Below are 21,257 nucleotides of genomic sequence, written 5' to 3'. Positions count from 1 at the left end.
CGATGAAAGAAATTGCTGGAATTCAATTTAATAAAGATGCTTCTGGAAAAGAACAGTCGGTAACTATCGATTTAAAAAAATACGGAAATGAAATTCAATCTTTCTTAATGAAAATTGGGGCGATAGAAACTGCTGATACTTTTGAAAAAAGATGGTCTGATGCAATTTCTGGAGACGAATTGGTAAATCGTGTTCAAACTCATATTAAAACTTTACCTTGGAAAAGGTAGTTTTATACTCAAAAGAAATTGAATTTTATCTTAATGATTTAATAGACATTCTCTACCATAAAGAATATTTTAGTTATAGCGAAAACACTGAAAATTACGTTTTTGATTTAAAGGAAGAAATTGAAAATCGTATTTCTACTAATGTCCATTATTCGTCCCCAACTCAATTTTCTAATTTAGCGAAAAACTATATTGTAGTTTCTGTTAGTAAACGAACCTCATGGTATGTCTTTTTTGACAAAAAAGATAATCGTTATTTGGTAACTTACATCACGAATAACCATGTTGAAGAAGCAAAAAATTTATAAAGAATACTAATTCAACACTCCTTTTGTAATTAACCCAAAGCAACATCCAAAGTCATCATCACAATAAAACCACCGATTAAACCTAAAGTAGCAATATCGGTATTTTTATCTTGTTGGGTTTCGGGAATTACTTCTTCTACTACCACAAATATCATGGCGCCAGCAGCAAAGGCTAAAGCATAAGGTAAAAGTGGTGTAAAAAAAGTTACAGCAACCGCACCCAAAACACCCGCAATAGGTTCGACAATAGCAGATGATTGTCCATACATAAAACTTTTCCAACGACTCATTCCCATTCTGCGCAATGGCATAGAAACGGCAATACCTTCGGGAAAATTTTGAATTCCAATTCCAATAGCCAAGGTTACTGCACCTGCAATTGATGCTTCGGGAATGCCTGCGGCAACTCCGCCAAAAAGCACTCCAACCGCTAAACCTTCTGGAATATTATGCAATGTAATGGCTAAAACTAAAAGCGTAGTGCGTTGCCAAGGTGATTTGACACCTTCCGTTTCTTTAAAATTAATGTGTAAATGAGGAAGCAATTTATCCAATCCAAAAATAAATAAAGCGCCCAAAGCAAATCCAACTGCGGCTGGAATTACTTTTACAAAACCTTCGCCTTCACTCATTTCAATGGCTGGCGATAATAAACTCCAAAAACTAGCCGCAATCATTACGCCACCTGTAAAACCTAACATTCCATCAAGAACAACTCGATTCATATTCTTAAAAAAGAAAACAAACGATGCGCCAAATGCTGTTAAAAACCAAGTAAACATGGTAGCATAAAATGCTGCTAGTATTGGATTGATACTCGTAAAATAATCGATAATAGATTGATACATATAGTTGGATTTAAACTTTTGTTGCTATTTAACTTGAATTTTTATAAATATATTTTCAGCAATTTTGTTAGAAATAACTAAAGTTCTTGTATTTAGTTGAATGGTTTGTGAAGCATCAAAATCTTCTTTAGAAATAATTTTTATTTTGGAGCCTAACGAAATTTTTTGTTTGTCAAGGAATTGCAAAAAAGAAACCGAAGTATCTTTTACACCAACACATTGATAATCTTGCCCAATTTTTGCTTCAGACAACAATAATTTATCCACTTTTTTGACACTTCCGTTTTTATCAGGAATTGGGTCACCATGCGGATCAAAAGTTGGAAAATCTAAAAATTCATCCAATTTATTAATGAGTTTTTCCGATTGTATATGCTCTAATTCTTCAGCTATTTCGTGTACTTCATCCCATGAAAAATTTAGTTTTTCAACTAAAAAAACTTCCCACAAGCGGTGCTTTCTCACAATCATTTTGGCAGAAAGCAAACCACTTTCTGTCAATGTTACCCCTTGGTATTTTTGATAGGAAACCAAATCTTTATCAGCCAATTTTTTTAGCATATCCGTTACTGATGACGCTTTGGTTACTAACATTCCAGCAATAGCATTAGTATTCACTCCTTTTGGTGAAACCAATGACAAATGATAAATAACTTTTATATAATTTTCCTCAGATGTAGTCATAAAATGAAATTCATATTGACAAATTTAATTAAATATTTAATTTTTTATAAAAATATTTTTAGTTTTGTCTAAAAAATTAATTTCAATGAAAATATATTTTACAATACTTGCCTTATTGATTGTCCAATTAATAACTGCTCAAAATACCGAACCCATTCAAGCCGATAGACCAGACCAAACTGAAACACCAGCATTGGTACCAAAAGGAATGTTCCAAGTAGAAGCAGGTTTTACTTTTCAAAAAAATGATGAACTTAGTAATACCAATACTTTACCAACCGTTTTATGGAAATATGGCGTAAATGATAACTTTGAATTGCGATTGATCACCGAGTATGTTTATGAAAAAGTACTCGATGAAAAACAAGATGGATTGCTTCCAGTTTATGTTGGTTTTAAAACAAAACTTGCCGAAGAAAAAGGTATTGTTCCAAAAACTTCTATAATTGCGCATATTGGTTTGCCAAGCGCGGCTTCTGCCAATTATAAAAATGAATTTTATGCCCCTGAATTTCGCTTTGTAATGCAACATACCTTGTCGGAAAAAATGAGTTTAAGTTATAATTTGGGTGCAGAATGGGATGGATTTTCGGCAGAACCTACCTTTTTATATACTTTAACAACTGGATATTCTATTTCAGAAAAATTAGGTTCTTATATTGAATTGTTTGGTTTTGCTCCTCAAAATAACAAAGCCAATCACAGTTTTGATGGCGGTATTACCTATTTGATAAACAATAATTTTATGTTAGATTTGTCCTCAGGAATAGGCATTACCGATAATGCACCAGACCATTATGTGGCTCTCGGTTTTTCGTTCCGAATTTAAATGAAACACTACCATTACATTTTTACCGGTTCGGGTTTATCAGCACTAATGACTGTATATGAAATGATAGTATCTGATAAATTTCAGGATAAATCGATTTTATTGATTGATCAAGACCCAAAAAAGAGCAATGACAGAACGTGGTGTTTTTGGGACGATACCTCTATGTTTGATTCTATTTTATCAAAAAAATGGGATTACGCCCTTTTTGCCAATGAAAATTTTCAACGAAATCTTGACCTGAAACATTATCAATATAAAATGTTGCGTGGCTTGGATTTCTACAACATGATTTTTGATTTAATATCTAAAAATAAAAATATCCATTTTGCCCACAAAAAAGTAATCCATTTTCAAGAATTTGACGACTACTGCGAAGTAAATACAAGCGCAAACGGTTTGGAAGAAAGTTACAGGTGTGATAAAATTTTTAATTCCATTTTCAACCTAAAACTAGTAAAGAAACAGTCGGAATATCCATTATTACAACAACATTTTATTGGCTGGTTTATCAAAAGTAAAGAAGCTGTGTTTAATCCAAACGCAGCAACTTTTATGGATTTTTCCGTGGAACAAAGAGGAAATACTCGTTTTATGTATATTTTGCCGACATCTTCCACCGAGGCATTATTAGAGTATACACTTTTTTCAGCCGACTTGCTTGCAACCGAAGAATATGAGACAGAAATTCAAAAATACATTCAAAAATTAGGAATTACTGATTACGAAATCGTCGAAAAAGAACAGGGAAATATCCCTATGACTTGTTACAAATTTTGGAAGCACAACACCAAAAACATCATTAATATCGGTTCTGCTGGTGGTTGGACAAAAGCGAGCACTGGTTTTACGTTTAAAAATGTCACCAAAAAATCGAAAGCGTTAGTCAACTTTCTTCAAAACGAGAATGACGCTTCGACTTCGGTCAATACAAGTTTTACAAAATTCCACAAAATGAGTAAATTTTGGCTTTATGATTTACTTTTTATTGACGTTTTACATAAAAATAATGAATTAGGGTCAAAGATATTTTCTTCTCTTTTCAAAAAAGGAAATCCTACCATGATCTTTAAATTTTTAGATGAAGAAACAACTTTGTGGGAAGATGTTGTTATAATGTCAAAATGTCCATCTTTGCCATTTTTAAAAGCATTATTCCGCCGATTTATCAATTTTAAAATGTTTGATAATTGAGGAAATTATAGATACAAACCCAAAAACAGTTATGAAAATCATCCAGTATACAACTTCTGTCGTTTTTACTATAGCTTCATTATAGTCTTGTAAATATTTCAACAACTTTTGTTTATTTTCAATATCATCAATATCTGCTGGATAACCAAATGAAGCAAGTGAAGGAGTGCTAGGAAGCCAAAACAACATAAATGCCATTACAAATCCATAAAAAATCAATCTAAATTGAAGCATTAATTTGAAATTGTTTTGGCGTTTTATGATAAAATAACCAACTATAAAAACAACCCCAAAAAATATAAAGTAGTAAGTACTATCTAAATTTTCTAAAAATTCCATAACATATTTTTTTGAAATGTAAACATAACAAATCTTTATGATTTCTTTTAAACTTCTCTTTAGAATTCTATTTATCTTTGCATCTGATTTTCAAAAGTCAATTTCAAAAGTCAATTTGAAATATCTAAAATCTAATATCTAATATCTAAAATTATGTATCCAGAAGAAATGGTATTGCCAATGCGCGCTGAGTTAGCCGAAGTTGGTTTTCAAGAATTATATACTGCAGCAGATGTAGAAAATGCAATAAAAGCAGAAGGAACAACACTTGTGGTTGTAAACTCTGTTTGTGGCTGTGCAGCAAGAAACGCTCGCCCAGGAGCAAAAATGAGTTTGGACGGAGCAAAAAAACCAGATCATTTAGTAACCGTTTTTGCAGGAGTTGATAAAGAAGCTGTAGATGCAGCGCGTCAACACATGTTCCCTTTTCCTCCATCATCGCCAAGTATGGCTTTGTTTAAAAATGGCGAATTGGTTCACATGTTAGAGCGTCATCACATTGAAGGTCGCCCTGCAGAAATGATTGCAGAAAATTTGAAAGACGCTTACGCTGAATTCTGTTAGTCGAAAAAAAAAGTTTAATTTAAACCACTAAGAGAATTAAGGAAATAAAGAGAAAAACTTAATGAAACTTAATACCTTAATGGTTTATTTTTATAATTTTGTCCCGAATTCTTCCATTTAGAGTTCAAAACATGTTTCTCACTTAAACGTTTATAGCATGCAACTGTATAACACCTTAAGCGCAGAAGAAAGAGCCGAACTTATTGACCAAGCCGGAAAAAAACGGCTAACGTTGTCTTTCTATGCGTATGCCAAAATTGAAAATCCAAAACAATTTCGCGATGATTTATTTGTCGAATGGAACCAACTCGATGCCCTAGGTCGCACGTATGTTGCCAAAGAAGGCATCAATGCTCAAATGTCAATCCCGGCAGAAAATATGGAAGCTTTTCGCAAAACTTTGGAAGTTTATCCCTTCATGAGAGGCATTCGATTGAATGTAGCTGTCGAACAAGACGATCATTCCTTTTTGAAACTAACCATAAAAGTTCGTGACAAAATTGTAGCCGACGGATTAAATGATGAAACGTTTGATGTAACCAACATTGGTGTGCATTTAAAAGCCAAGGAATTCAATCAAATTTTAGAAAATCCAAATACCATTGTAGTCGATTTTAGGAATCATTACGAAAGTGAAATTGGCCATTTCAAAGGAGCCATAACTCCTGATGTGGAAACTTTTAGAGAAAGTTTGCCAATTATATACGAACAACTTCAAAGTCATAAAGAAGATAAAAATCTGGTAATGTATTGCACAGGCGGCATTCGTTGCGAAAAAGCATCAGCTTATTTTAAACATCAAGGTTTTAAAAATGTATTCCAATTGGAAGGCGGCATTATTAATTATGCTAAGCAAATCAAGGAAGAAAATTTAGAGAGTAAATTCATTGGTAAGAACTTTGTTTTCGACCATCGCCTTGGCGAAAGAATTACAGACGACATCGTTTCGCAATGCCATCAATGCGGAAAACCTTGTGATAATCATACTAATTGTGAAAACGAAGGTTGTCATTTATTGTTTATCCAATGCGACGAATGCAAAACTGCAATGGAAAATTGTTGCTCAACCGAATGCCAAGAAATCATTCATTTACCACTAGTAGAGCAAGTAAAGTTACGCCGTGGCATCAAAAATGGAAACATGATTTTCAGAAAAGGGAAATCGGATAAATTAGTATACAAACACTCGGGGGAACTTTCAGATATATCATTGGCTATATCAGAGAAAGGAAAAGACATTCGTCAAAAAATAAAAGTAAAAAAAACATTTCTGGGGAAAGCCGAACATTACTATACAAAAGCTCAAGTTGGACTTTTTTTCATCGAAAATCAAGAACTAAATATTGGCGATAAAATCATGATTTCTGGACCAACAACTGGAAATGAAGAGCTGTTAATTGATAAAATGTTAGTCAACGGTAAAGAAGCAAATCAAGCAGTTGTTGGAGATAAAGTCACTTTGCATTTGCCTTTTAGAATACGATTATCGGATAAATTATTTAAATTTATGAACTAATATCTAAAAAAATGGATATCTATAAATTACTCAAATTCAATAATGCTATAAAAAGTCACCGAATAAAGTTCTTTGGATTATGGTTGTTGAGTGTTTTAAACAGAAGACATCTTGCCATTCAATTTGACCCTGTATTGGCTTGTAATCTTCGATGTAAAATGTGCTACTTTACAGATGAAGAATATGTTAGAACCAATATGAAAGGCATTTTCAAAGAAACCGATTTGGAAAATTTAGCCAAAGTAAATTTTAAAAATGCTTTGAAACTTCAAATCGGTTGTGGAGCAGAACCAACACTTTTTAAACACAATGCCAAATTAATTGAGATTGCCAAAGACTATAAAGTTCCCTATATTAGTATGGTTACCAATGGGAATTTACTAGAAAATCAAGAAGTTATCAATTTATCAAAAGCAGGTTTAAACGAATTCATTTTATCAATGCATGGTGTTACAAAAACAACATACGAAGACTTGATGGATAAAGGAATTTACGATAAGTTTCATGAGGTTTTAAGATATATTACAGAAGAAAAAAAGAACAATCCCAAATTAAAATTACGCATTAATTATACCTTTAACGTTGATAATTTTCATGAGCTGAAAATGTTTTTCAATGTGTATGATGTCTATTCCATTGATATTATTCAACTTCGCCCAATTGATAAAATTGGGGAAACAACCTATAATAATTTTAGCATAAAAGCAATTGAAAACGACTACCAAGAAGTGAATGCTTTTCTAAAAAAAGAAAGTGCCAAAAGAGGAATTACGTTGCTTTCACCAAAAACAATCAACAGAAATGAAGAACAATCCTTGAAAGTAAAAACAGAAAACGATAGTTCTTATTTAATTCCTTACACGTATTGCTATGTTTCTCCAAAATATTATTGGAAAGACGATTTTGATTGGAAAACAGAAACTTTTGCAAATTGGCAAAAACGCAATAATTGGAATTCAAAATTATTTAAAAACATATTTACTTCTAAAAATGATTTAGAAAAACCCAATCGGAATATGTTAAATTATTCGGTTGAAATAAATTAACGGCTTTATTTTGCTTAAAAATTCTTTTGAAATTTAAACCAACAAAATACTATCTTTACCAATTAATCGTTTTATGAATTATAAGTTGCTTTTTGCAACACTACCTATATAATTATGGCTTGTCAAAGTTGTTCAACATCTGATGGTGGCGCACCTAAAGGATGCAAAAATAATGGGACTTGCGGCACCGATAGCTGCAACAAATTAACTGTGTTTGATTGGTTGGCCAACATGAGTTTGCCTAATGGCGAAACGCCGTTTGACTGCATTGAAGTACGTTTTAAAAACGGAAGAAAAGAATTTTATCGCAATACCGAAAAACTAACCTTAAGCATTGGAGACATTGTCGCTACTGAAGCGTCACCTGGTCATGATGTTGGAATCGTCACGTTAACTGGTGAGCTGGTGAAAATTCAAATGAAGAAAAAAGGGATAAATCATACCAGCAGTGAAATTCCAAAAATTTACCGAAAAGCATCTCAAAGAGACATTGATATATGGAGCGATTCACGTGATAAAGAAGAACCGATGAAGGTTAAAGCGCGTGAATTGGCCATTGCTCACAAACTAGAAATGAAAATTTCAGATATTGAATTTCAAGGCGATGGTTCGAAAGTAACGTTTTATTACACTGCAAATGATAGAGTAGATTTTAGATTACTAATTAAAGATTATGCACGTGAATTCAGCACCAGAATTGAAATGAAACAAGTTGGCTTGCGTCAAGAAGCTTCAAGACTTGGTGGAATAGGATCGTGCGGAAGAGAGCTATGTTGTTCAACTTGGTTAACCGATTTTAGAAGCGTGAATACGTCAGCTGCACGTTACCAGCAATTGTCTTTAAATCCTCAAAAATTAGCCGGACAATGTGGTAAATTGAAATGTTGTTTGAACTATGAACTTGACACCTATATGGATGCCTTAAAAGGTTTTCCCGATTTTGAAACCAAATTAAAAACGGAAAAAGGCGATGCCGTTTGTCAAAAACAAGATATTTTTAAAGGGCTTATGTGGTTTGCTTATTTTGATAATTTTGCCAATTGGCATGTTTTAAAAATAGAGCAAGTAAAAGAAATTATGGCACAAAACAAGCTTGGAAACAAGGTGAGTTCATTAGAAGACTTTGCTATAGAAATTGTTACTGAACCTAAAAAAGATTTTAATAACGCTATGGGACAAGAGAGTTTAACTCGTTTTGACCAACCAAGAAAAAGCAAAAATAAAAATAGAAATAAAAAAAAGTCAAAAACCTTCAATCAAAATTCTGAACAAAATAAAAGTCAAAACCAAAAGCATCAAGATAAAAGACCTATAATTATTAAAAAGAATGAAGATAATAAATAGCATCGTTTTTGTTTTACTTTTGCATTTAGTTACTTCTTGTGACAAAAAGAGAGTTTTTGACGAATACAAATCTGTAGGAAAATCTTGGCACAAAGACAGTATTGTTAGCTTTGAATTGCCAAAATTAGATTCTAAAAAAACATACAATTTGTATGTCAACATAAGAGACAATGATGATTATCCGTTTAACAATTTATTTTTAATTGTTTCTTTGGAACAACCCAATAAAAAAATAAAAGTAGATACTTTAGAATACCAAATGACCAATCCTGATGGTACACTTCTAGGAGATGGATTTACCGATATTAAGGAAAGTAAACTGTTTTATAAAAGAAAAGAAAGTTTTACTCTAAATGGTATTTATAAAATTCACATTAAACATGCAGTGAGAGAAACAGGAAAAATAGAAGGTGTTTCAACACTTGATGGGATAACCGATGTAGGTTTCAGAATAGAATCTACAGAATAAAAATTATGGCACAAAAAAATAACGTTACCGCTACTGTCAAAGACATCAATTACTACAAAAAGAAATTTTGGAAATTATTTTTTTATGGTATGGGGGTCATGGCACTTTTCTTTACCCTAGCTTCATGGGGGTTTTTTGGCAGAATGCCTTCTTTTGAAGATTTAGAAAATCCAGAATCAAACTTGGCTACCGAAGTTATCTCTTCTGATGGCGTGACTATAGGTAAGTTTTATAACGAAAACCGAACGCCAATCAAATACCAAGATTTACCATCTCATTTAGTTAAAGCACTAGTTGCCACCGAAGACGAGCGTTTTTATGAACATTCCGGAATAGATGCTCGAAGAACTTTTGGAGCTGCTCTAAAATTAGGATCTGATGGTGGTGCGAGTACCATTTCACAGCAGTTAGCCAAGCAGTTGTTTCATGGCGAAGGTTCCAAATTCTTTCTGTTTCGTGTGATTCAAAAAGTGAAAGAATGGATTATTGCCATCAAGTTGGAACGTCAATATACCAAAGACGAAATCATTGCTATGTATTTCAATGTATATGATTTTAATAATTATGCCATCGGCATTCGTTCGGCTTCCAAAACATATTTTTCCAAAGAACCTAAAGATTTAACAATAGACGAATCGGCTATTTTAGTCGGAATGTTTAAAAACTCCTCGCTATACAATCCGGTAAGAAATCCACAAGGCGTAAAAAACAGACGAAATGTGGTACTTTCGCAAATGTTGAAATCAAAAATAATTTCTGAATCTCAAAAGGAAAGCTTGAGTCAACTTCCAATTAAACTCGATTTCAAGCTGCAAACGCACAAAGAAGGAATTGCTACTTATTTTCGTGAATTCCTGCGCGAATACATGAAAAATTGGGTTATTGAAAATAAAAAACCAGATGGTACTGATTATGACATCTACACCGATGGATTGAAAATATATACCACTATAGATTCTAAAATTCAAGAACATGCTGAAGAAGCAGTTCAGGCACACATGAAAAATTTACAGCAAGAATTTTTCTCTGAACAAAAAACCAACAAGAATGCACCATTTGTCAATATTACCGATACTGAAACAAAAAATATTATTGACAAAGCCATGAAAAACTCTGAACGATGGAGAGTAATGAAAGATATGGATAAATCCGAAGATGAAATAATTGCCTCTTTCGGTATTAAAACAAAAATGAAAATCTTTTCATGGAAAGGTGAAATTGATACATTGATGTCACCTCTTGACTCTATTAGGTATTACAAACACTTTCTGCAAGCTGGTTTGATGTCAATGGAACCACAAACAGGACATATCAAAGCATGGGTTGGAGGAATTAACTATAAATTCTTTCAGTATGACCATGTAGGACAAGGTGCACGACAAGTAGGTTCTACTTTCAAACCCTTTGTTTACGCTACAGCTATTGAACAATTGGGAATGTCTCCATGTGACTCAATTATCGATAGTCCGTTTATGATTCACAAAGGCAGACACAACGTAACCGTAGATTGGGAACCAAAAAACTCCGACCGACAATACCGAGGGATGGTCACCCTCAAAAAAGCATTAGCGCTTTCTATCAATACCGTTTCGGCTAAATTAATTGACAAAACTGGTCCAGAAGCTGTAGTTACTATGACCAAAAAACTAGGTGTGAAATCCGAAATTCCAGTGCAACCCTCTATAGCACTTGGTGCCGTTGATATTACCGTTGAAGATATGGTTGCCGCTTACAGTACATTTGCCAATCAAGGGGTATATATCAAACCACAGTTCATTAGCAGAATTGAAGATAAAAACGGTGTCGTGCTATACGAACCCGTTCCAGAATCGCATGATGTCTTAAATAAAGATATTGCCTACGCGGTTATAAAGTTATTAGAAGGTGTAACTGAAAGTGGTTCAGGTGTTCGGCTTCGAACACAAGGCGGCGGTAGCGGTGATAGCCGTTGGACTGGCTATCCTTATATGTTTACCAATGCTATTGCGGGTAAAACAGGTACTTCTCAAAACCAATCCGATGGATGGTTTATCGGTATGGTTCCTAATTTGGTAACCGGAGTTTGGGTAGGTTGTGAAGATCGTTCTGCGCGTTTCAAAGGAATAACTTATGGTCAAGGTGCTACAGCTGCATTACCTATTTGGGGTTATATGATGAAGAAATGTTATGAAGACAAAGCCCTTCAAATCTCCAAAGATCCTTTCGAAAGACCCGATAATCTTTCCATAAAAGTAGATTGCTACGAGCGTAAAAAAGATACTATTCCAGACACAACTGCAATTCCTATAGAAGAAGAACAAAATACAGAAGAATTTGGATTATAAATTTTAGAAGCTATTCCTGTCTCGTCCAAAAGACGAGAGTCTAAAAAATAAATCATGATTAACAAAAAAGTAAATTCCGTTCAAGAAGCACTGCAAGGTATCGAAGACAACATGACCATCATGTTGGGCGGTTTTGGGCTTTGCGGTATTCCCGAAAACAGCATAGCCGAATTGGTAAAAAAAGAAGTTACAGGGCTTACCTGCATTTCAAACAATGCTGGTGTTGATGATTTTGGATTGGGCTTATTGCTACAAAAAAGACAAATCAAAAAAATGATTTCTTCCTATGTGGGAGAAAATGCCGAGTTCGAACGCCAAATGCTCTCGGGCGAACTAGATGTAGAACTAACACCACAAGGAACATTGGCCGAAAAATGTCGTGCTGCACAAGCCGGAATTCCCGCTTTCTTCACACCTGCAGGATTTGGAACCGAAGTTGCCGAAGGGAAAGAAGTACGCGAATTCAATGGCAAAATGCACATCATGGAATTGGCCTACAAAGCCGATTTCTCTATAGTAAAAGCATGGAAAGGCGACGAAGCCGGAAACCTAATTTTCAAAGGAACTGCCCGAAATTTCAACGCATGCATGGCCGGTGCCGCAAAAATTACCATAGCCGAAGTAGAAGAACTGCTGCCAGTTGGTTCACTCGACCCAAATCAAGTTCACATTCCAGGCATCATGGTGCAACGCATTTTCAAAGGGGAGAAATTTGAAAAGAGAATAGAGCAACGAACGGTTAGAAAGAAAAGTTTTCAGTAATCAGTTATTAGTATTCAGTTATAAAAAAAATCTTAATAAAACTTATCCCGATAGCTATCGGGACTTAATGGTTTAAAAAATATGTTAGACAAAAACGACATCGCAAAACGAATAGCTAAAGAAGTGCAAGACGGTTATTATGTTAACCTTGGGATAGGAATTCCAACATTGGTAGCCAACTATGTTCGCAATGATATTTCAGTAGAATTTCAATCAGAAAATGGAGTTTTGGGCATGGGACCATTCCCATTTGAAGGCGAAGAAGATGCCGATATTATTAACGCAGGAAAACAAACCATTACCACTTTGCCAGGAGCGAGTTTTTTTGACTCAGCTTTTAGCTTTGGCATGATACGCAGTCAAAAAGTGGATTTAACCATTCTTGGTGCCATGGAAGTTTCCGAAAACGGCGATATTGCCAATTGGAAAATCCCCGGTAAAATGGTCAAAGGAATGGGTGGCGCAATGGATTTAGTGGCTTCTGCCGAAAATATAATCGTTGCCATGATGCACGTCAACAAAGCGGGTGAGAGTAAAATTTTAAAGAAATGCAGCTTGCCTTTAACTGGCGTTGGTTGTGTCAAAAAAATAGTGACCGAATTAGCCGTGATGGAAATTACTCCAAAAGGTTTCCAACTTTTAGAACGTGCACCTGGTGTTTCTGTAGCACACATTATTGCTTCCACCGAAGCCGATTTAATTATTGATGGCGAAATTCCGGAGATGGTTATTGATTAAGATAGTCCAACAAAACTTCCGAAGCATTCCCAAAAGTATTCCTCGATTCAGTAATGCTGACCGCTCGTTTTTTATTCAATTTATAAGTCAAATCAAATTCGGTCGTGAATAAAATCGCTGACATAAACGGATTATTGATATAATTCACCAAAACATTTTGAGCTTTATCAATAGAATGAATTTCAACTTGTTCTTCTTGTTGGAATTTGTATTTAAGTTCCATTTTCAAAATGCCTTCTTCCACAATCGGGCGAACATAAATATTCATCAAATTGGTATTTCCAATAGTTTTTGCTAGGGTTAACTTGGCAAAAGTACCGTCAGCTATACTGGTTTCTACTTGGTTGTAAAATTCGGTAAAGGATTCGGTGAATGACATTGAAATTATTTTTTTACATTTTTAATTGTTATTTTCAAAACCCAAAGTCACTAAAAGTAAAATTAATATAACAATAAATCCTAACGTCGAATTATCTTCTTCTGCAACTTCATCAATTGATTTTTTCCCCAAAAAATAAATCCACTTAATAACATTACCAACAAAATGATTGATTAATTTAAAATAATTATTATCCATAACTTTTAATTAAAAAAACCAACTCGCCACAAAAATCGCTGTAATCACACAAATCACATCAACTAAAAGCATCGTTCCTAAAGCGTATCGAGTGTTTTTTATATTAACGGAGCCAAAATAAACCGCAATAACATAAAAAGTGCTTTCGGCGCTACATTGAAAAATACTACTTAATCTTCCCGTCATCGAATCGGCACCAAAAGTATTCATCGAATCAATTAAAAATCCGCGTGATCCTGCAGAACTAAAAGGTCTTAGCAAGGCAACTGGCAAAGCATCGGTGATTTCTTTACTCACTCCCATATTAGAAAAAGCAAAAGCAATCCAATTGCTAATAATTTCAAACAAACCACTGTTGCGGAACAAGGAAATTGCCACTAACATCCCTAAAACATAAGGAAAAATAGTGACTCCAGTTTTTACTCCATTATTGGCGCCAGCTACAAAAGCTTCGTAAACTGTAGTATTTGCTTCTCCAAATTTCTTCTCTTTAACAAAAGAAAAAATTAAAGTAAAAATAATTATACCCACTAATATTATGGCTGAAAGATTAGTAGTAAAATAGTTTTTGCCAATTAAATCCAAATGGTTAACATACATCAACAGTCCAACAATTGCAGCAATTAACACCATCAACCCAACAACTAAAGAGGCACTTTTGAAATTAATTTTTTGTTTTACACCAACTATCAAAAAAGCAGCAATGGTACCAATAAAAGAGGTAATGATACAAGGCAACATAACATCTGCTGGGTTTTCAGCACCTGCAGCGGCTCTATAACCAATAATTGAAGTAGCTATTAAGGTAAGTCCCGAAGCATGTAAACACATAAACATTATTTGCGAATCACTTGCCTTATCTTTATCAGGATTTATTTCTTGTAAACTCTGCATGGCTTTTAATCCAAATGGAGTAGCCGCCGAATCCAATCCCAAGAAATTTGCTGAAAAATTCAACGTCATATAGGAAATCGAAGGGTGATTTTTAGGAATACTTGGAAACACTTTTACAAATACTGGACTCAATATTTTTGCTAATTTATCAGATGCTCCAGAAATAATCAATAGTTCCATTAAGCCACAGAAAAAAGCCAAATAAGCCATAAGTGGCAAAATCAAATCAAGTAATGTGTTTTTGCATGTTGGTAATAATCCGTCTGATTTTTGAACACCGCTATATATTTTTACCGTTTTGTTTTTATAAACATAGGTTGTGTCAGGATTTGTTGTGTTGCGATTAATAACAAAAGTTTTCTCGTCGTTTTTAGCAATACTGTCTTGGATAAATTTTGGGATTTCATTCAGATATTTCTCTGAAATTAATATTGAATCATCTTTCTTCCCATTCAATACATTGTCAATCGTATAGCTATTTCCAGAAAATAAACTAAAAAGAACAAAGGCAATAGAGGAAATAAAAATAGCGAGCCAAAATCTACTTAACACCATAATCAGTTTTTTTGTAAATATACTATTTATCAAATTTGATTAGAAATATTTTTTGTGTGTGTCTATTTAAAGAATTAATTGTTTTGTGTTTTTAACCTAATTTATTTTTGCTAGACGTTAAACAAATTATAAAATAAAGTGTTAAATTGTTAACAAATCACTACAATCAACTCAGTATTTATATATTTGCTATCTATTTATTAAAAAATACTGCATAAAAACTAACCAATATGAAAAAGAACTCCTTATTACTTCTCTTTTTAACACTTTTTTCGTTTTCCATGTTTGCACAGACACAAGATGATATTAAAAAAATCACAGCAAATTATGATTTGGCGAAACTTAAAGAAAAAGAAAACTTTTTCAAATCAAAATCACAAGCAGACAAGCAAAAAGCAATTGCAATAGCATTGCAAAATAACTGGCCAATTCGAATAGAAAAACCAGATGGAACAGTTTCGGAATTAATGAGAATATCGCCTCAAGGTTTCCCTATTTATTATACTACTGATAACGTAAATGCTGCAAAATCTACAAGAACAAATCATTTAAATAGTGGCGGTTCGCTTGGACTAAACTTGAACGGTCAAGGAATGACTGCTAGGGTTTGGGATGGCGGAAATGTTAGAACGACTCACAACGCATTTGGTGGAAGAGTTGCGGTAATTGATGACCCATTAACTTCTGCAACTATATTTCATGCTACTCACGTAACTGGAACTATGGTTGCTAGTGCAAATCCAGCTACTGTAAAAGGAATGGCTCCAGAAGCTAATGCCCGTACATTTAATTGGACTGATGATTTAGGCGAAGTTTATGCAGAAGCACAATTGGGGATGCTAGTTTCAAACCATTCTTATGGTGTGCCAATTTCTGGTTCAGGAACACCATTGCCTTCTTGGTATATTGGTGGTTATTTTAATGAATCATTTGAATGGGATGAAGTTGCCTATAATGCACCTTATTATCTAGCAGTAATGTCTGCTGGAAATGAAGGAGAAAATAATGCAAATTCTGAACCTCTCGCCTTTGGTTTTGATAAACTTACAGGTGAAAAGGGAGCTAAAAATAATTTAACTGTTGCCAATTGTCAAGACGTATCGGTTGCAACAAACGGAACTATTAGTGGGACTATAAACATAAATCCTTCTAGCAGTCAAGGACCAACAGATGATTTCAGAATAAAGCCAGATATTACTGGTAACGGCACAAATTTAACCTCAACAAGTAATACTAGTAATACCGCTACCGGTCAAGCATCTGGTACATCAATGGCTTCGCCTAATGTAGCCGGAAGTTTATTGTTGTTACAACAATATTATAAAAATGTAACCAATAATTTTATGCGTTCCGCTACACTAAAAGGACTAGCATGTCATACTGCTGATGATGCCGGACTAGTGGGTCCTGATGCTACTTTTGGATGGGGATTATTAAACACCAAAGCTGCTGCAGAAGCTATTAAAAATAATGGTTTATCGTCATGGGTTTCAGAAGAAAGTCTGAACGATAATCAAACTTTTAGCATGGTTGTTAATGCAAGTGGTGCTTCACCTCTAATTGCTTCTATTACTTGGACTGATTTACCAGGCGCAATTAATACAGACATTACTATTCCAAATAATACAACTCCATCCTTGGTAAATGATTTAGATCTAAGAATTATAAGAAACTCTACAATTTCTTATCCATGGAAATTAACTACTGACGCAAATGATCCAGCTATCAATACGACTGATAATAAGGTGGATAATGTGGAACAAGTAAAAATAAACAATCCTACAGCTGGACAATATACCATTACTGTAAAACACAAAGGAACTTTAGTCACTGGAAGTCAAAAATATTCTTTAGTTGTTACAGGTTTAAGTTCATCTTTTGCTATTAATTCAACTTCAGATAACTTGACCCTTTGCTCTAATCAAAATGCAGTCTATACCTTTAATTATGTTCAAACAGGAGCAGGAACAACCACTTTCTCTGCTGTAGATTTACCAACAGGCGCAACAGCATCATTCTCTCCCGCAACAATGAGTTCAAATGGTGTTGTTACTATGACAATATCTAATCTTGGAAGTGTAGCTCCAAATGAATATTTTATTGGAATAAAAGGTACTAGTGCTTCAGAAACAGAAACAAGATATAAATCATTAAGAGTTTTCAATGGTACTTTTCAACCTGTAAGTCTTCAAACACCAAACAATGGACAATTAGGATTATCTACAAGTGCTACACTAAAATGGAGCAGCCAACCAAATGCTCTAACTTATAAAGTTGAAGTGTCTTTAAATCCAAATTTTTCCAACTTATTATTTGACGCACAAGTAAGCAGTACACAATATAATATTTCTGGATTACTTGAAGCAACTAGATATTATTGGAGAATTATACCTCAAAACAATTGTGGAACAGCAATTGCAAATAATGCCGTTATTTATTCTTTCGTAACAGGAACTTTAGTTTGTAATTTAACTTTTACTGCTAATGATTATTCTAATGCTGTAATCGATGATGTTCCAAACTCTGAAGCTTCTGTTCCACTAACTATTTCTGGAGGATACAATATTGGGGACTTGAATGTTAATTTAGCAATTACTCACACTTGGATTGGAGATATGATAATCACCCTTATAGGACCAGCTGCAATTGGGAGTCCAATAATTAAACTATTTGAAAATCCTTGTGGTGATAATAAAGATATTAATTGCACCATGGATGATAACGGAGATTCACCAACATGCACAGGTATTCCTGCAATTTCTGGTACAATTGCTCCAATAGATTCTTTAAGTTCGTTAAACTCATTACCAGCAGATGGTGTATGGACTTTAAAAGTTGTTGACCCATACAATCAGGATGGCGGAACTATTGATAATTTTAGTATTAATTTATGTAGAGTGGAACAAGCTTTGGCTGTAGTTACAAATCCAATATTAAAAAGTACTGTTTATCCAAACCCTACAAAGGGAGTTGTAAATATTACAATTCCTTCATTATCAGAAACTGCCACTATTAAATTATTTGATATTCAAGGGAGGCAAATTTTTTCTAAAGAAACCAATCAAGTGGATACAAGTTTTGGTATAGAAAATCTCCAAGATGGAATATATTTAGTCAATATTGGAAATAATGAAGGTTCCATAACCAAGAAAATAATATTAAAAAGAAACTAAAATAAGGAGGTCAATTGACCTCCTTATTTTATATATGTGTTATTTCATCTTCTACTAACAAATCTTCTCTTCGCAGTCGCAAGAAAATTTGTGCCACAGCAATGACATCTTTTTCACAATATGTTACAATGCGATCTATATCTTTATCCACATAATAAACTTTTGCAACCTGACTACCGTCTATATCTCCTTTTGAAGAAGGAATGTCTAAAATTTTAGTGAGTAACTTTAATGACGTGAAATGTTTATAGTCACCAAATTTCCATAATTCTAAAGTGTCAAGATGTGATATTTCCCAAGGTTTTTTTCCAAATAAATTTAACTTATTAGGAATCGCCATTTGATTTATTATCATTCTTCGGGCAATGAAAGGAATATCGAATTCTTTGGCATTATGCCCGCACAAAACATGCTGTGTTAGATTAAAATGATCGTTTAACAAGCTGGCAAAATCTTTTAAAATCTTCTTTTCTTCACCAAAAAATGATGTTACCCTAAAGTTTCTAATGTCACCTTTATTGACAAAGTACCCTACTGAAAGACAAACAATTTTTCCAAACTCAGCCCAAATTCCGGCACGCTCATAAAAATCTTCAGGAGTGTAATCCTCTTTTCTTTGGTATTGCGTTTTGTGTTGCCAAAGCTCTTTCATTTCATCGTCCAAGTCATTATAATGTTCTTCTTGAGGAACAGTTTCAATATCGAGAAAAAGAATGTTGTTGAGGTTTATTTTTTCAATCATGGTAATTAATTTAAAAAATACTAATGTGAAAATTATAAAATCTATTTCAGATATGAAAGAAAAACTCTAAAAAAGCGATTCTTTTTTCTGAAAATTATCATTCCTTTTTGAACCACTTCTTTTTTCACAGGTGGAATTATAATTGATATTGCTGCATCTTCAAAATTGAATTTACCTAATCCCGTATACCTCTCCAATAATTCTTGCTATGCCAAGAGGAATTTGAAAAAACAATTTCCATCAATTATTATTTTTTGAAAAACTAAAGATATAATTCTCCAATGCTTTCAGTTCTTCATCATTCATACTTTTAGTGATGGTAAAATTAGTTTTCATAATGTCATACTTAGTAGGATCAATAATTGGTTCACTTTCTTCTCTCAAAAATGAAACAATACTGGTATTTTTCTCTTTATAGATCTTGGCTATTTCCTGAATACTAGGGCCAATAATTTTTTGTTCGGCTTGATGACAAGCAATACAATTTCCCTTTCCTTCAAAAAGTTCTTTTCCCGAAATCTTTGTAACAGTTTTATCTACTGAAATTGGTGTTTTTTCATCTTTATTATTACAAGAAATTAAAAGAAAAAATGCAATAAGGATGATACTTTTATTCATGATTTATGATATTAGTTTCACTACATCTTTGGCAAAATAACTGGCAATCATATCAGCTCCAGCACGTTTGATTGCCGTTACTTGTTCCATCATCACGGCATCATGATCTATCCATCCTTTTTCGGAAGCGGCTTTTATCATGCAATATTCTCCCGAAACTTGATAGACAGCTACTGGAACTTCTGACATGTTTTTGATTTCCCGAACAATATCAAGATAGGCAATTCCTGGTTTTACCATCACAATATCCGCGCCTTCTTCTATATCCATTCGAGTTTCGCGAATGGCTTCAAGCCGATTGTGATAATCCATTTGATAGGTTTTCTTGTCTTTTGGAATATTCTCTAAATCAACTGGAGCCGAATCTAACGCATCGCGAAACGGGCCATAATGTGCCGAAGCATATTTAGCAGAATAAGCCAAAATTCCTGTATTGATAAATCCTTCTTCTTCCAATGCTTCTCTGATTTCCAAAATTCTACCGTCCATCATGTCGCTTGGTGCTACAAAATCGGCTCCAGCTTGAGCATGAGAAACACTCATTTCTGCTAAAAATTGACTGGTTTTATCATTGACGATTTGTCCGCCTTGCCTGCCGGTAGGCAGGTTTTCGATGATGCCATCGTGACCATAAATAGAATAGGGGTCGAGTGCCACATCAGTCATTACAATCATTTCGGGAGCACTATTTTTTACCGTTTTGATGGCACGTTGCATCAAACCGTTTGGATTTAGTGCTTCTTTTCCAGCGTTGTCCTTGAGACTATCTGGAACTTTTACAAATAATAAAACCGATTTTAGCCCTAATTTTTGCAGTTCCTTAATCTCTTTTTCGAGATTGTCTAAACTCAAACGGAAGTAATTTTGCATAGAGGGTATTTCCTCTCTTACTCCTTTTCCCTCCACTATAAATAAAGGAACAATAAAATCATTTGGAGATAAAATTGTTTCTCGAACTAATGAACGAATACTTTCGTTGGTTCTTAATCTTCTGTTTCTTCTTAATGGGAACATTTTATTTTGTTTTTTTCAAGTTACGAATGAGCGCAATATTTATAGTATTATAGAGAATTCATTTCTTTTGATAAGCTCCAACGATGAGAAATTTTACTAAATGTTTTATATTAACAACTATTTTATATTAAAAAGGCAAATCATTTATTGATTCATCTTTACTTTTATTTGAATATTGCTCTATTTCTAAATCATCTACTGATAAACTAAATTTAGTTTTGGTATTGTCAAACAAGTCCTTATGTATATCTGAGTCAACGATACCAATAGTAAATATTTCTCCTTCTAATATTCTCTTAAAAATATTATAAGATATTCTTGTAGCATTGTAACTGTTGGTAGGAATGCTGGTTTTTTTATGAGGAAAATTCCATCCTATAGCAAATCTTATAGATTTATCTTCATTAATAAAATAAGTATAATCTTCTCCATATTTAGTCGCAGAAACAGATAATTCCAATAATTGTTTCTTATTAAATAAAGCACTTC

At 33.7% G+C, this 21,257-nt stretch carries 23 protein-coding genes; 13 read left to right on the top strand and 10 right to left on the bottom strand.

Features of this window, described 5'->3' with window-relative positions:
• Both ACK5ON_RS03610 and ACK5ON_RS03605 read left to right on the top strand, forming a co-directional pair.
• Positions 1-230: hypothetical protein (locus ACK5ON_RS03610; RefSeq protein WP_409819961.1), on the top strand; the 230-nt coding region annotated here is incomplete at its 5' end.
• Positions 218-538, top strand: coding sequence for a hypothetical protein (locus ACK5ON_RS03605; protein ID WP_409819959.1), 321 nt, complete (start codon positions 218-220; stop codon positions 536-538). The genes ACK5ON_RS03610 and ACK5ON_RS03605, both read left to right, overlap by 13 nt.
• 29 nt (positions 539-567) lie before the next feature.
• On the opposite strand, the gene ACK5ON_RS03600 is transcribed toward ACK5ON_RS03605, so the two are convergent.
• The gene (locus ACK5ON_RS03600; RefSeq protein ID WP_409819957.1) at positions 568-1,386 is read right to left on the bottom strand and encodes a ZIP family metal transporter; all 819 of its coding nucleotides are present in this window, start codon (positions 1,384-1,386) and stop codon (positions 568-570) included.
• Positions 1,387-1,410: 24 nt separating this feature from the next.
• Entirely contained in the window at positions 1,411-2,070 is a 660-nt protein-coding gene (locus ACK5ON_RS03595) for a metal-dependent transcriptional regulator (protein ID WP_396176185.1), read from the bottom strand.
• 85 nt (positions 2,071-2,155) lie between these two features.
• Between ACK5ON_RS03595 and ACK5ON_RS03590 the strand changes: the two genes are divergently transcribed.
• A complete protein-coding gene (locus ACK5ON_RS03590) occupies positions 2,156-2,899 on the top strand; it encodes a transporter (protein ID WP_409819954.1) in 744 nt (247 codons plus the stop codon).
• Positions 2,900-4,093 carry a lycopene cyclase family protein gene (locus ACK5ON_RS03585; protein ID WP_409819952.1) on the top strand — a complete coding sequence of 398 codons (1,194 nt, stop codon included), beginning with the start codon at positions 2,900-2,902 and terminating at the stop codon, positions 4,091-4,093.
• On the opposite strand, the gene ACK5ON_RS03580 is transcribed toward ACK5ON_RS03585, so the two are convergent.
• Entirely contained in the window at positions 4,052-4,432 is a 381-nt protein-coding gene (locus ACK5ON_RS03580) for a hypothetical protein (protein ID WP_409819950.1), read from the bottom strand. The two genes, ACK5ON_RS03585 and ACK5ON_RS03580, sit on opposite strands and share 42 nt — an antisense overlap.
• A gap of 153 nt (positions 4,433-4,585) precedes the next feature.
• On the opposite strand from ACK5ON_RS03580, the gene ACK5ON_RS03575 reads away from it, so the two are divergent.
• The 8 genes from ACK5ON_RS03575 (at position 4,586) to ACK5ON_RS03540 (ending at position 13,195) form a co-directional block, all read left to right on the top strand.
• On the top strand, positions 4,586-4,996 hold the full coding sequence (locus ACK5ON_RS03575) for a BrxA/BrxB family bacilliredoxin (RefSeq protein ID WP_409819948.1): 411 nt from the start codon (positions 4,586-4,588) through the stop codon (positions 4,994-4,996).
• Between the two features lie 157 nt (positions 4,997-5,153).
• Positions 5,154-6,512 (top strand): rhodanese-related sulfurtransferase, encoded by a 1,359-nt coding sequence (locus tag ACK5ON_RS03570; RefSeq protein ID WP_409819946.1) that lies wholly within the window; start codon positions 5,154-5,156, stop codon positions 6,510-6,512.
• A gap of 11 nt (positions 6,513-6,523) precedes the next feature.
• Positions 6,524-7,558 (top strand): radical SAM protein, encoded by a 1,035-nt coding sequence (locus ACK5ON_RS03565; protein ID WP_409819945.1) that lies wholly within the window; start codon positions 6,524-6,526, stop codon positions 7,556-7,558.
• 114 nt (positions 7,559-7,672) lie between these two features.
• Entirely contained in the window at positions 7,673-8,902 is a 1,230-nt protein-coding gene (locus ACK5ON_RS03560; protein ID WP_396175924.1) for a stage 0 sporulation family protein, read from the top strand.
• On the top strand, positions 8,886-9,371 hold the full coding sequence (locus ACK5ON_RS03555) for a gliding motility lipoprotein GldH (protein ID WP_409819941.1): 486 nt from the start codon (positions 8,886-8,888) through the stop codon (positions 9,369-9,371). Before ACK5ON_RS03560 ends, ACK5ON_RS03555 begins: the two co-directional genes overlap by 17 nt.
• Positions 9,372-9,376: 5 nt before the next feature.
• Positions 9,377-11,695: a penicillin-binding protein 1A gene (locus tag ACK5ON_RS03550; RefSeq protein ID WP_409819939.1), complete on the top strand. Its 2,319-nt coding sequence runs from the start codon at positions 9,377-9,379 to the stop codon at positions 11,693-11,695.
• Between the two features lie 54 nt (positions 11,696-11,749).
• Complete coding sequence (locus ACK5ON_RS03545) at positions 11,750-12,457, top strand: CoA transferase subunit A (protein WP_396175930.1); 708 nt, start codon at positions 11,750-11,752, stop codon at positions 12,455-12,457.
• An 81-nt stretch (positions 12,458-12,538) separates the two neighbouring features.
• Positions 12,539-13,195 carry a CoA transferase subunit B gene (locus ACK5ON_RS03540; RefSeq protein WP_409819936.1) on the top strand — a complete coding sequence of 219 codons (657 nt, stop codon included), beginning with the start codon at positions 12,539-12,541 and terminating at the stop codon, positions 13,193-13,195.
• Here ACK5ON_RS03540 and ACK5ON_RS03535 read toward each other — a convergent pair.
• From ACK5ON_RS03535 to ACK5ON_RS03525, 3 genes are read right to left on the bottom strand one after another with little or no spacing between them, the layout of a single operon-like run.
• Complete coding sequence (locus ACK5ON_RS03535; protein ID WP_409819933.1) at positions 13,185-13,574, bottom strand: hypothetical protein; 390 nt, start codon at positions 13,572-13,574, stop codon at positions 13,185-13,187. The genes ACK5ON_RS03540 and ACK5ON_RS03535 overlap by 11 nt on opposite strands.
• A 21-nt stretch (positions 13,575-13,595) precedes the next feature.
• Positions 13,596-13,772 carry a hypothetical protein gene (locus ACK5ON_RS03530; protein WP_409819930.1) on the bottom strand — a complete coding sequence of 59 codons (177 nt, stop codon included), beginning with the start codon at positions 13,770-13,772 and terminating at the stop codon, positions 13,596-13,598.
• A gap of 9 nt (positions 13,773-13,781) precedes the next feature.
• On the bottom strand, positions 13,782-15,221 hold the full coding sequence (locus ACK5ON_RS03525; RefSeq protein ID WP_396172695.1) for a nucleoside recognition domain-containing protein: 1,440 nt from the start codon (positions 15,219-15,221) through the stop codon (positions 13,782-13,784).
• 230 nt (positions 15,222-15,451) lie between these two features.
• Here ACK5ON_RS03525 and ACK5ON_RS03520 point away from each other — a divergent pair, with 230 nt between their 5' ends.
• Positions 15,452-18,394, top strand: a complete 2,943-nt coding sequence (locus tag ACK5ON_RS03520; RefSeq protein WP_409819928.1) for a S8 family serine peptidase — start codon at positions 15,452-15,454, stop codon at positions 18,392-18,394.
• Positions 18,395-18,422: 28 nt separating this feature from the next.
• Here the strand turns inward: ACK5ON_RS03520 and ACK5ON_RS03515 are convergent, their stop codons facing one another.
• The 4 genes from ACK5ON_RS03515 to ACK5ON_RS03500 all read right to left on the bottom strand — a co-directional run.
• Positions 18,423-19,136, bottom strand: coding sequence for a 3'-5' exonuclease (locus ACK5ON_RS03515; protein ID WP_409819926.1), 714 nt, complete (start codon positions 19,134-19,136; stop codon positions 18,423-18,425).
• Between the two features lie 240 nt (positions 19,137-19,376).
• Entirely contained in the window at positions 19,377-19,754 is a 378-nt protein-coding gene (locus ACK5ON_RS03510) for a c-type cytochrome (protein WP_409819924.1), read from the bottom strand.
• A 3-nt stretch (positions 19,755-19,757) separates the two neighbouring features.
• Positions 19,758-20,768: a porphobilinogen synthase gene (hemB, locus tag ACK5ON_RS03505; protein ID WP_409819922.1), complete on the bottom strand. Its 1,011-nt coding sequence runs from the start codon at positions 20,766-20,768 to the stop codon at positions 19,758-19,760.
• 127 nt (positions 20,769-20,895) lie between these two features.
• The coding region (locus ACK5ON_RS03500; RefSeq protein WP_409819921.1) for a hypothetical protein at positions 20,896-21,257 on the bottom strand (362 nt) is incomplete at its 5' end.

The sequence above is a fragment of the Flavobacterium sp. genome (assembly GCF_046317795.1).
GTDB lineage: Bacteria > Bacteroidota > Bacteroidia > Flavobacteriales > Flavobacteriaceae > Flavobacterium.
This window is presented reverse-complemented; position numbering and strand designations above follow the sequence as displayed.

Coding starts and splice junctions, on each gene's coding strand:
- ACK5ON_RS03600 (WP_409819957.1), bottom strand. CDS start 1,386: ATGTATCAATCTATTATCGATTATTTTACGAGTATCAATCCAATACTA.
- ACK5ON_RS03595 (WP_396176185.1), bottom strand. CDS start 2,070: ATGACTACATCTGAGGAAAATTATATAAAAGTTATTTATCATTTGTCA.
- ACK5ON_RS03590 (WP_409819954.1), top strand. CDS start 2,156: ATGAAAATATATTTTACAATACTTGCCTTATTGATTGTCCAATTAATA.
- ACK5ON_RS03585 (WP_409819952.1), top strand. CDS start 2,900: ATGAAACACTACCATTACATTTTTACCGGTTCGGGTTTATCAGCACTA.
- ACK5ON_RS03580 (WP_409819950.1), bottom strand. CDS start 4,432: ATGGAATTTTTAGAAAATTTAGATAGTACTTACTACTTTATATTTTTT.
- ACK5ON_RS03575 (WP_409819948.1), top strand. CDS start 4,586: ATGTATCCAGAAGAAATGGTATTGCCAATGCGCGCTGAGTTAGCCGAA.
- ACK5ON_RS03570 (WP_409819946.1), top strand. CDS start 5,154: ATGCAACTGTATAACACCTTAAGCGCAGAAGAAAGAGCCGAACTTATT.
- ACK5ON_RS03565 (WP_409819945.1), top strand. CDS start 6,524: ATGGATATCTATAAATTACTCAAATTCAATAATGCTATAAAAAGTCAC.
- ACK5ON_RS03560 (WP_396175924.1), top strand. CDS start 7,673: ATGGCTTGTCAAAGTTGTTCAACATCTGATGGTGGCGCACCTAAAGGA.
- ACK5ON_RS03555 (WP_409819941.1), top strand. CDS start 8,886: ATGAAGATAATAAATAGCATCGTTTTTGTTTTACTTTTGCATTTAGTT.
- ACK5ON_RS03550 (WP_409819939.1), top strand. CDS start 9,377: ATGGCACAAAAAAATAACGTTACCGCTACTGTCAAAGACATCAATTAC.
- ACK5ON_RS03545 (WP_396175930.1), top strand. CDS start 11,750: ATGATTAACAAAAAAGTAAATTCCGTTCAAGAAGCACTGCAAGGTATC.
- ACK5ON_RS03540 (WP_409819936.1), top strand. CDS start 12,539: ATGTTAGACAAAAACGACATCGCAAAACGAATAGCTAAAGAAGTGCAA.
- ACK5ON_RS03535 (WP_409819933.1), bottom strand. CDS start 13,574: ATGTCATTCACCGAATCCTTTACCGAATTTTACAACCAAGTAGAAACC.
- ACK5ON_RS03530 (WP_409819930.1), bottom strand. CDS start 13,772: ATGGATAATAATTATTTTAAATTAATCAATCATTTTGTTGGTAATGTT.
- ACK5ON_RS03525 (WP_396172695.1), bottom strand. CDS start 15,221: ATGGTGTTAAGTAGATTTTGGCTCGCTATTTTTATTTCCTCTATTGCC.
- ACK5ON_RS03520 (WP_409819928.1), top strand. CDS start 15,452: ATGAAAAAGAACTCCTTATTACTTCTCTTTTTAACACTTTTTTCGTTT.
- ACK5ON_RS03515 (WP_409819926.1), bottom strand. CDS start 19,136: ATGATTGAAAAAATAAACCTCAACAACATTCTTTTTCTCGATATTGAA.
- ACK5ON_RS03510 (WP_409819924.1), bottom strand. CDS start 19,754: ATGAATAAAAGTATCATCCTTATTGCATTTTTTCTTTTAATTTCTTGT.
- hemB (WP_409819922.1), bottom strand. CDS start 20,768: ATGTTCCCATTAAGAAGAAACAGAAGATTAAGAACCAACGAAAGTATT.